The sequence below is a fragment of the Pseudomonas sp. CFBP13528 genome (assembly GCF_005233615.1).
GTDB lineage: Bacteria > Pseudomonadota > Gammaproteobacteria > Pseudomonadales > Pseudomonadaceae > Aquipseudomonas > Aquipseudomonas fluorescens_AM.
In genome coordinates, this window is sequence record NZ_QGAJ01000003.1 from 281,128 (window position 1) to 291,856 (window position 10,729).

Sequence of the window (10,729 nt, forward strand, 5' to 3'; positions counted from 1 at the left end):
GCTGCAAAAGAATTGAAGAAGGTACAAAGATGCCCCAGGCAACAACAATCATCATCGCCGACACCCCACTGCGCTGGCAGGACGTCGCCGCCGTCGCCCGCCACGGCGCAGTGCTCGAGCTCTCGAGCCACGCCTGGGCGCGCATCGACAATGCCCAGGCCGTCGTGCAGTGCATCGTCGCCAGCGGCGAACGCGCGTATGGCGTGAACACCGGCCTGGGCGCGCTGTGCAACGTGTCGCTTGAGGGCGCGCAACTGAGCCAGTTGTCGCGCAATACCTTGCTCAGCCACGCCTGCGGCGTCGGCCCGGTATTGAGCGACGAGCAGACGCGCGCGATCATCTGCGCCGCCATCATCAACTACAGCCACGGCAAATCCGGCCTGCATCGGCAAGTGGTGCAGGCGCTGCTGGCACTGCTCAATCACGGCATCACGCCACAGGTACCGTCCCAGGGCTCGGTGGGCTACCTGACCCACATGGCCCATGTCGGCGTGGCGCTGCTCGGTGTCGGCAACGTCAGCTATCGCGGCCAGGTTGTGACCGCGCAAGAAGCCTTGGCCGCTGAAGGTTTGCAGCCGGTGGTACTCGGCGCCAAGGATGGCCTGTGCCTGGTCAACGGTACGCCGTGCATGACCGGCCTGAGCTGCCTGGCCCTGGCCGATGCGCACCACTTGCTGCAATGGGCCGACGTGATCGGCGCCATGAGCTTCGAAGCCCAGCGTGGCCAGATCGATGCGTTCGACGCAGAGATCATTGCCCTCAAGCCGCACCCCGGTATGCAGCAAGTGGGCAACAATCTGCGTGCGTTGCTCGACGGCAGCGAGGTGATCGCTGGCAGCAAAGGCATCCGTACCCAGGACGCCCTGAGCATCCGCTCGATCCCGCAGATCCATGGCGCGGCGCGCGACCAGGTGGCGCACGCCACCCGTCAGATCGAGACCGAACTCAACAGCGCCACGGATAACCCGCTGGTGCTCGGCACGCCGGACAATTACCGCGTGGTGTCCCAGGCCAACCCCCACGGCCAGTCCGTAGCGCTGGCGGCCGACATGCTGGCCATCGCCATGGCCGAGATCGGCTCAGTGGCCGAACGCCGCCTGGACCGCCTGATCAACCCGCACGTCAGCGGCCTGCCGGCGTTCCTGGTGAGCAACCCCGGGGTCAACTCCGGAATGATGATCGTGCAGTACGTCGCCGCGTCCTTGTGTGGGCAGAACCGTCAGTTGGCGCAACCGGCGGTGCTCGATAATTTCGTCACGTCGGGCCTGCAGGAAGACCACTTGAGCATGGGCACCAATGCCGCGCTCAAGCTGCATCAGGTGTTGCTCAACGTTACCCAGATTCTCGCCATCGAATACCTGCTGGCGGCCCAGGCGTTCGAGTTCCTCAAGGGCCAGCGCTTCGGCGTCGGCACCGACCGCGCCTGGCGTTTGCTGCGCGAAGTGGTCCCCGCGTATGAGCAGGACCGCTGGCTGGCGCCGGATATTGCTGCGGCTGCCACGCTGCTCAAAGACACTGCACTACCGAATTTGCACTGAGCACTTACTCAAAAGAAGTAGAACAATTCACAAGGAGAACGAATGTGACTGCGCTAACCCTGATTCCAGGCCACCTGAGCCTTGCCCAACTGCGGGCCATCTACCAGCAGCCGGTAACCCTCAGCCTGGATGACAGCGCCACGGCGCAGATCGAAGCCAGTGTTGCCTGCGTGGAGCAGATTCTCGCCGAGAACCGCACCGCGTATGGCATCAACACCGGTTTCGGCCTGCTGGCCTCGACCCGCATCGCCAGTGAAGACCTGGAAAACCTCCAGCGTTCGCTGGTGCTGTCCCATGCCGCCGGGGTGGGTGAGCCCATCAGCGATGCGCTGGTCAGGCTGGTCATGGTGCTCAAGGTCAACAGCTTGAGCCGTGGGTTCTCCGGGATTCGTCGGCAGGTGATCGACGCGCTGATCGCGCTGATCAACGCCGAGGTGTACCCGCACATTCCGCTTAAAGGGTCGGTCGGTGCATCCGGTGACCTGGCGCCGTTGGCCCATATGTCCCTGGTGCTGCTCGGCGAAGGCAAGGCGCGCTACAAGGGCGAATGGCTGGAGGCGAGCGACGCGCTGAAAGTCGCCGGCCTCACGCCGCTGACCCTCGCCGCCAAAGAAGGCCTGGCCCTGCTCAACGGCACCCAGGTGTCCACCGCCTATGCCTTGCGCGGCCTGTTTGAAGGCGAAGACCTGTTCGCCGGCGCCCTCGCGTGCGGTGGCCTTACCGTGGAAGCGGTGCTCGGCTCGCGCTCGCCGTTCGACGCGCGGATTCATGCCGCACGCGGCCAGCGTGGGCAGATCGATGCCGCTGCGGCCTATCGCGATCTGCTCGGAGAAAGCAGCCAGGTGTCCCAGTCGCACCAGAACTGCGACAAGGTGCAAGACCCTTACTCCCTGCGCTGCCAGCCGCAAGTGATGGGCGCCTGCCTGACCCAGTTCCGCCAGGCCGCCGAGGTGCTGGTGGTCGAGGCCAATGCCGTATCGGACAACCCGCTGGTGTTTGCCGCTGAAGGCGATGTGATTTCCGGCGGTAACTTCCACGCCGAGCCGGTGGCCATGGCGGCCGACAACATGGCGTTGGCGATTGCCGAAATCGGCTCGCTCAGTGAGCGCCGTATCTCGTTGATGATGGACAAGCACATGTCGCAACTGCCGCCGTTCCTGGTGGGTAACGGCGGGGTCAACTCCGGCTTCATGATCGCCCAGGTCACCGCTGCGGCGCTTGCCAGCGAGAACAAGGCACTGGCCCATCCCCATAGCGTCGACAGCCTGCCGACGTCGGCCAACCAGGAAGACCACGTGTCCATGGCCCCGGCTGCGGGCAAGCGCCTGTGGGAAATGGCCGAGAACACTCGTGGCATTCTTGCTGTGGAGTGGCTCGCCGCCTGCCAGGGCCTGGACCTGCGCGACGGCTTGAAAACCTCGCCAGCGCTTGAAAAAGCCCGTGGCCTGCTGCGCGACAAAGTGGCGTTCTACGACAAGGACCGCTTCTTCGCCCCGGACATCATCGCCGCCAGCGAACTGCTCGCCAGCCGCTGCCTGAACGAGCTGGTGCCGGCCAGGTTGCTGCCAAGCCTGTAACCCACCGCCGCCCCACTGTAGGAGCAAGCTTGCTCGCGAAAATCACCAACGATGACGCGAGAAACCTGACACCCCTGGGCGTTCTCAGGTTTTTCGCGAGCAAGCTCGCTCCTACGGGAGAGGTCGTTTTTTCTCGGGATAAAAATAACTAGGGAAGAGAAATGCACCAGCCAGAAAAAGGTTTGAAACGCGGGCTCAACGCCCGACATATTCGCTTCATGGCACTCGGTTCCGCGATCGGTACCGGGCTGTTCTACGGCTCCGCCTCCGCCATCCAGATGGCCGGCCCCGCCGTGCTGCTGGCCTACCTGATCGGCGGCGCCGCAGTCTTCATGGTGATGCGCGCCCTCGGCGAAATGGCCGTGCACAACCCCGTATCCGGCTCCTTCGGCCACTACGCCAGCACCTACCTGGGGCCCATGGCCGGGTTTATCCTCGGCTGGACCTACGCCTTTGAAATGATCATCGTCTGCCTGGCCGACGTCACCGCCTTCGGTATCTACATGGGCTTCTGGTTTCCCGAGGTCGCCCGTTGGGTCTGGGTGCTGGGCATCGTGTTTCTGATCGGTGGCCTGAACCTGTGCAACGTCAAAGTGTTTGGCGAAATGGAGTTCTGGCTGTCGCTGCTTAAAGTCGGCGCCATCGTGGCGATGATCCTCGGCGGCTTCGGCATCATGCTGTTCGGTATTCATTCGGCCGGTGAAACCCAGGCTGCCGGCCTGAGCAATTTGTGGGCGCATGGCGGTTTCATGCCCAACGGCATCGGCGGCTTGATCGCGTCCTTCGCCGTGGTGATGTTTGCCTTCGGCGGTATCGAAATCATCGGCATCACCGCCGGGGAAGCCAAAGACCCGCAGCGCGTGATCCCCAAGGCAATCAACGCCGTACCGCTGCGCATCCTGCTGTTCTACGTGCTGACCCTGTTGGTGCTGATGGCGATCTACCCATGGCCGCAGATTGGCAGCCAGGGCAGCCCGTTTGTGCAGATTTTCAGTAACCTGGGGATCGGCTCGGCGGCGACCATCCTCAATATCGTGGTGATCTCGGCGGCGGTATCGGCCATCAACAGTGACATCTTCGGCGCCGGCCGCATGATGTACGGCCTGGCCCAGCAAGGGCAGGCGCCCAAAGGGTTCGCGCAATTGTCCAGGCATGGCGTGCCGTGGATGACTGTGCTGGTGATGGGGGCTGCGCTGCTTGGCGGCGTGGTGCTCAACTACCTGATCCCGGAAAACGTGTTCCTGCTGATCGCCTCGATTGCCACCTTCGCCACTGTGTGGGTGTGGCTGATGATCCTGTTCACCCAGGTCGCCATGCGCCGCTCGATGAGCAAGGAGCAGGTCGCCGAACTGAAATTCCCGGTGCCGTTCTGGCCCTATGCGCCGGCAGCGGCCATTGTGTTCATGCTGTTTGTGTTTGGCGTGCTCGGTTACTTCCCCGACACCCAGGCGGCCTTGATGGTCGGTGCGGTATGGATCGTGCTGCTGATCGTTGCCTACCTGCTGTGGGTCAAGCCCGCTGCCGGGCAAGCGGCCAAGGTTCATTACGAACCGGCCTTGTCTCATCGATAACTTAGGGAGGCGTTGATGAAAACCCTTTGGCAACACTGTCACGTCGCAACCATGGCCCAGGGCAAATACTCGATCATCGAGGATGCTGCCATGGTGACTGCGGGTTCGCTCATCGAGTGGATCGGCCCGCGCAGCCAAGCGCCGACAGCCGATTACGCCCAGGTGCATGACCTGCAAGGCGCGTGGGTCACGCCTGGACTGATCGACTGCCACACCCACACCGTGTTCGGCGGCAACCGCAGCGGCGAATTCGAGCAGCGCCTTGAAGGCGTCAGCTACGCCGACATCGCGGCCCAGGGCGGTGGTATTGCCAGCACCGTGCGGGCCACGCGTGCCGCGACGGAGGATGAATTGTTTGCCAGTGCCGAAAAGCGCCTGCGCAGTCTTTTGCGCGACGGCGTGACCACGGTAGAGATCAAGTCCGGCTACGGCCTGGACCTGGCCAACGAACGCAAGATGCTGCGCGTGGCGCGGCGCCTGGGTGAAGCGCTGCCGGTGAGTGTGCGCGCCACCTGCCTGGCGGCTCATGCGCTGCCGCCGGAGTACAAGGACCGCGCCGATGACTACATCGAGCACATCTGCAATGAAATGCTGCCGGCCCTGGCGGCGGAAGGGCTGGTGGATGCGGTGGATGCGTTCTGTGAATACCTGGCGTTCTCCACCGAGCAGGTCGAGCGCGTGTTTAGAGTTGCCCGGCAACTGGGCTTGCCGGTGAAGCTGCACGCCGAGCAACTCTCGTCGCTGCACGGTTCCAGCCTGGCCGCGCGTTATCAGGCGTTGTCGGCGGACCACCTGGAGTTCATGACCGAGGAAGATGCCATCGCCATGGCCGCTGCCGGCACCGTTGCCGTGTTGCTGCCAGGCGCTTTCTACTTCTTGCGCGAAACCCAATTGCCGCCGATGGACGCCCTGCGCAAGCACGGTGTGAAGATTGCCATCGCCAGCGACCTCAACCCCGGCACCTCGCCGGCCCTGTCGGTGCGCCTGATGCTGAACATGGCCTGCACCCTCTTCCGCATGACCCCGGAAGAAGCCCTGGCCGGCGCCACGCAACACGCGGCCACCGCGCTGGGCATGGGCGACACCCATGGTTCGCTGGAAGTGGGCAAGGTCGCCGATTTTGTCGCCTGGCAGATCGATCGCCCCGCCGACCTGGCCTATTGGCTGGGCGGCGAGCTGGATAAACGCGTCGTACGCCATGGCGTCGATGTCACTGTTTAACTGCCTTTGTGAATAGGGAGCATTGTTGTGGAGAAGGTTCTGACATTCAAACAAGGCCGCGTACCGCTGCTGATCAGCATGCCCCACGCCGGCCTGCTTCTGACGCCTGCGGTCGAAGCCGGGTTGATCCCCGAGGCGCAAAGCCTGCCCGACACCGATTGGCATATCCCCTTGCTGTATGACTTTGCCGAAGCATTGGGCGCCAGCACGTTGTCGGCCGAGTACTCGCGGTTCGTCATCGACCTGAACCGGCCATCCGATAACACGCCGCTCTATGCGGGCGCCACCACCGGCCTGTACCCGGAGACGCTGTTCGATGGCGTGCCGTTGTTCCGCGAAGGGCAGACACCGTCCGAGGCCGAGCGCGCCACTTATCTGCAAAAAATCTGGGGCCCGTATCACCGCACGCTGCAGGAAGAACTGGCGCGCCTCAAGGCCGAATTCGGCTACGCGTTGCTGTTCGACGCGCATTCGATCCGCTCGGTGATCCCGCACCTGTTCGACGGCAAATTGCCGGACTTCAACCTCGGCACCTTCAATGGCGCTGCATGCGATCCAGAATTGGCCGGCCAGCTGGAAGCCATCTGCGCCCAGCATCCCCAATACACCCATGTGCTGAACGGGCGCTTCAAGGGCGGCCACATTACCCGGCATTACGGCGACCCGGCGCAGGATATCCATGCGGTGCAGTTGGAGTTGTGCCAGAGCACGTATATGGAGGAGTTCGAGCCGTTTCGCTATCGCGAGGACTTGGCCGCGCCGACGCGGGTGGTGTTGAGGCAGTTGCTGGAAGAGTTCGTGGCTTGGGGGCGGAAGCACTACCCGTAATCTTTGGGGCTTCTGCAATAGCTTTCGCGAGCAAGCCCGCTCGCACATGGTTGACCGCGTTCAGCCTTCCAAATGTGGGAGCGTCTCTACCCCGATGACGCGCTGACAGTCGTCTCAGTGCAATTGCCGGTCGCCACAGGTCGCTTTGATCGGGGGCCGGCTGGGTAAGGTGGTGAGTAGGGCGCACCAGACGCCACTCCCCACAATAAGCTGCCGCGTGAGACCTCTTTCATGAAACGACTTTCGTTGATCCTCTGCGGTGCCGCCTTGCTCAGTGGCTATGTGAGCAGCTATGCCACGGCCGCTGAACCGGCCTCCTGCAAAACCGTGCGCATGGGCGTGGTCAGCTGGACCGACGTGGTCGCCACCTCCGGCATGGCCGACGTGTTGCTCAGCGGCCTGGGCTACGACAGCAAACAGACCAGCGCCGTGCAGCAGATCATCTTTGCCGGTATCCGCGACAAGCGCCTGGATATCTTCCTCGGCTACTGGAAACCGGCGATGGACAACAATATTTCGCCGTTCCTGGCGGCCAAGCAGGTCAAGGTGTTCGGCACACCGAGCCTGGCCGATGCCCAGGCTACCTTGGCGGTGCCGCAGTATGTGGCCGATGCCGGGTTGACGACGTTTGCCGATATCGCCCGTTTCAAGGACAAGCTGGGTGGCAAGATCTATGGCATCGAGCCCGGCAGCGGCGCCAATACCGATATCCAGAAGATGATCGACACCAATCGCTTTGGCCTGGGCGGCTTCAAGCTGGTGGCCTCTGGCGAGGCGGGCATGCTCGCCGCCGTGCAGCGGGCGGTGAATCGCAAGGAGTTCGTGGTGTTTGTGGGGTGGACGCCTCACCCGATGAACATCAACATGAACATGGCCTACCTCACCGGCAGTGAAGATGTGTTCGGCCCTGATGAAGGTCGCGCCACGGTGTCTACCGTGACCGCTCCGGATTTTGCCGAGCGTTGCCCGAATGCCAACCGGTTGCTCACCAATCTGAGCTTCACCGCCGCTCAGGAAAGCCAGTTGATGGTGCCGATCATGGCGCGTCAGTCGCCGCAGGACGTCGCCAGGAAATGGCTGCGCGACCATCCCGAGGATCTGCAGCGTTGGCTGGCTGGAGTCACGGCGTTCGATGGCCGCGATGGAGTAGCGGCCGTCCAGGCGTACCTGAAACCCTAAGTCAAATGAAAATCAAAATGTGGGAGGGGGCTTGCCCCCGATGACGTCGGGCCAGTCGACACAGGTGCTGGCTGATATAGCGTTATCCCGCTATCGGGGAGCAAGCCCCCTCCCACACTTGATCTTCACTGTGAGAGAGGCAGCGCATGTACCCGATTTCTCCGCAGCTGGCGGCCTTCGTCGAGAAAACCGAGTCGTTCACCAGCGACGACTCTTCCTTGGCCAGTCTGCGCCAGGCTTATGAGCGCATGTGCCAGGCCTTCACGCCGCCCCGCCCGCGCGGGCAGCAGCTGTCGGACTTCAATCTTGGTGGGGTGTGGGTGCGCAGCTATCAATCGAGCAACCCCACGCCAACCGGCGGCTGGCCATGTCTGCTTTATATGCACGGTGGCGGTTGGGTCGTCGGTGGCTTGGACTCCCATGACTTCATCTGCTGTGAATTGGCTGAAAAGCTCCACGTGCTGGTGATCGCCATCGACTACCGGCTGGCCCCAGAGCATCCGTTTCCGGCGGCCTACGAGGACTGCCGGGCGGTATGGAAGGCGATCCAGGCCGGCGAGGGGCCGCATGTCATCAATCTGAAAAGGCTGGTGGTGATGGGCGACAGCGCCGGCGGTAACCTGGCGGCGGCGTTGTGCCTGGGGCTACGAGACGACCGACAACCAATGCCCCGCGCCCAAGTGCTGGTTTATCCAGGCCTGGGTGGCCCCGCCGACTTGCCTTCGCGCCGTGACTGCATGGATGCACCCTTGCTCAGCAGTGCCGACACCGATGACTACCTGGCGTTGTACCTGTGTGGCACGGGCAAACCCTCACCATACGCCATGCCTCTGCTGGCCGAGGTGTTCAGTGGATTACCCAAGGCCCTGATCGCCGTGGCCCAGTTCGACCCGCTGCGCGACGATGGCAGGCTTTACGCCGAGCGTCTGCAAGCGGCGGGCGTGGACACCGTTCTGTACCCCGGCAAGGGGCTGGTCCATGGCTGCCTGCGTGCACGCGGCCAAGTGGAAGAAGTCGACCACCTGTACCGTTATCTGCTGGATTACCTGGATGGCGAGCTGCTGACACAGGTCTAAGCGTTCAAGGACATGCTCATTGCACAATTCGGGTTTATGATGCCTGACGGCAGAATAATAGACGTCCCCCCAGGGATGAACCCGACACCCCACGGAGCGCGCAATGCAGACTTGGTACCCGCAGATCAAACCCTATGCCCGGCACGATCTGGCAGTCGATGATGTTCACACCCTGTACGTCGATGAAAGCGGCTCCCCCGAGGGCCTGCCTGTGGTGTTCATCCATGGCGGCCCCGGCTCCGGTTGCGACGCGCAGAGCCGTTGCTACTTCGATCCGAACCTGTACCGCATCGTCACCTTCGACCAGCGCGGTTGCGGACGCTCCACTCCCCGCGCCAGCCTTGAAAACAACACCACCTGGGACCTGGTCGCCGACCTTGAGCGCATCCGCGAGCACCTGGGTATCGACAAATGGGTGCTGTTCGGTGGCTCCTGGGGGTCGACGCTGTCCCTGGCTTACGCGCAAACCCACCCCGAGCGTGTGCATGGCTTGATCGTGCGCGGCATTTTCCTGGCGCGCCCTCAGGACATCCGCTGGTTCTACCAGGAGGGCGCGAGCCGGCTGTTCCCGGATTACTGGCAGGACTACCTGGCACCGATCCCGGTGGAAGAGCGTCACGACATGATCGCGGCGTATCACAAGCGTCTGACCGGCAACGACCAGATCGCCCAGATGCATGCGGCCAAGGCCTGGTCCGGCTGGGAAGGGCGCATGCTGGGCCTGTGCCCAAGCCCGCAGCATGTCGAGCGCTTCTCCGAGCCGCAGCGTGCCTTGTCCATCGCCCGCATCGAATGCCATTACTTCACCAATAACTCGTTCATGGAGCCTGACCAGCTGATTCGCGATATGCACAAGATCGCCCATTTGCCCGGGGTCATCATCCACGGCCGCTACGACATGATTTGCCCGTTGGATAACGCCTGGGAGCTGCATCAGGCCTGGCCGAACAGTGAGCTGCAGGTGATCCGCGAGGCGGGGCATGCCGCGTCCGAGCCTGGCATTACCGATGCGCTGGTCCGCGCAACCGGCGAAATGGCACGACGCCTGCTTGATTTGCCGCCTGAGGAAGCATGAAGGGCTTGTTGCAACGGGTGCGCGGCGCCCGTGTCGAGGTGGCTGGCGAAATAGTCGGGGCAATTGATCAGGGTTTGCTGGTGCTGGTGGCCGTCGAACCTTCAGATACGCCTGAAAGCGCCGACAAACTGCTGCATAAGCTGCTTAACTATCGGGTGTTCAGCGACGATGAGGGCAAGATGAACCTGTCGTTGAAAGACATCGACGGCGGTTTGCTGCTGGTGTCGCAGTTCACCCTGGCGGCGGACACCAAAAGCGGGCTGCGGCCGAGCTTCTCCACGGCGGCCCCGCCGGCCCTCGGAGCGACGCTTTTTGATCACGTGTTGTTACAAGCGCAACAATTGCATGGCAAGGTGGCATCAGGGCGTTTTGGCGCAGATATGCAGGTGCATTTGGTCAATGATGGCCCTGTGACCTTTCTGTTACAGACCTGAATGCATGAAAAACGACTTTAATGCCTAAAAACGCAGGGTTTCGCTACAAATACTTCGTTGTCCCTGATGCGTTGTCTCGCGGGCTGCTAGATAATCGCGCGCTACGGGGATCAGCGTTGTTTGGTCCATTTTTGACTTAGGTAGAGACTTGTCCGACAAACCAGTGGGGAATCATTTTGCCCCTGCGGAGTCGGAACAATGCTCGCCAACCTGGCATATAGATAGCTGGC

General features: G+C 62.5%; 9 protein-coding genes and 1 pseudogene. All 10 read left to right on the top strand.

The window, feature by feature from the left end; translation table 11 throughout:
• The first annotated feature begins 29 nt into the window (after positions 1–29).
• Positions 30–1,538, top strand: a complete 1,509-nt coding sequence (gene hutH, locus PspCFBP13528_RS07960; protein ID WP_137199946.1) for a histidine ammonia-lyase — start codon at positions 30–32, stop codon at positions 1,536–1,538.
• A 44-nt stretch (positions 1,539–1,582) separates the two neighbouring features.
• Positions 1,583–3,115 (top strand): histidine ammonia-lyase, encoded by a 1,533-nt coding sequence (gene hutH / locus PspCFBP13528_RS07965; protein ID WP_137199947.1) that lies wholly within the window; start codon positions 1,583–1,585, stop codon positions 3,113–3,115.
• Between the two features lie 29 nt (positions 3,116–3,144).
• Positions 3,145–3,231, top strand: a pseudogene (locus PspCFBP13528_RS27770) (outer membrane lipoprotein carrier protein LolA); the annotation flags it as partial.
• Between the two features lie 45 nt (positions 3,232–3,276).
• Entirely contained in the window at positions 3,277–4,686 is a 1,410-nt protein-coding gene (locus tag PspCFBP13528_RS07970; protein WP_065950102.1) for an amino acid permease, read from the top strand.
• Between the two features lie 15 nt (positions 4,687–4,701).
• Positions 4,702–5,907 (top strand): imidazolonepropionase, encoded by a 1,206-nt coding sequence (hutI, locus tag PspCFBP13528_RS07975; protein ID WP_137199948.1) that lies wholly within the window; start codon positions 4,702–4,704, stop codon positions 5,905–5,907.
• 27 nt (positions 5,908–5,934) lie between these two features.
• Positions 5,935–6,735: an N-formylglutamate deformylase gene (gene hutG / locus PspCFBP13528_RS07980; RefSeq protein WP_137199949.1), complete on the top strand. Its 801-nt coding sequence runs from the start codon at positions 5,935–5,937 to the stop codon at positions 6,733–6,735.
• Positions 6,736–6,966: 231 nt separating this feature from the next.
• The gene (locus PspCFBP13528_RS07985; RefSeq protein ID WP_101221102.1) at positions 6,967–7,914 is read left to right on the top strand and encodes a choline ABC transporter substrate-binding protein; all 948 of its coding nucleotides are present in this window, start codon (positions 6,967–6,969) and stop codon (positions 7,912–7,914) included.
• Positions 7,915–8,060: 146 nt separating this feature from the next.
• A complete protein-coding gene (locus tag PspCFBP13528_RS07990) occupies positions 8,061–8,990 on the top strand; it encodes an alpha/beta hydrolase (RefSeq protein WP_065950106.1) in 930 nt (309 codons plus the stop codon).
• A gap of 103 nt (positions 8,991–9,093) precedes the next feature.
• Positions 9,094–10,065 carry a prolyl aminopeptidase gene (pip, locus tag PspCFBP13528_RS07995; RefSeq protein ID WP_137199950.1) on the top strand — a complete coding sequence of 324 codons (972 nt, stop codon included), beginning with the start codon at positions 9,094–9,096 and terminating at the stop codon, positions 10,063–10,065.
• Positions 10,062–10,499 carry a D-aminoacyl-tRNA deacylase gene (gene dtd, locus PspCFBP13528_RS08000; protein WP_065950108.1) on the top strand — a complete coding sequence of 146 codons (438 nt, stop codon included), beginning with the start codon at positions 10,062–10,064 and terminating at the stop codon, positions 10,497–10,499. The genes pip and dtd overlap by 4 nt, the downstream gene beginning before the upstream one ends.
• Positions 10,500–10,729: the final 230 nt, after the last annotated feature.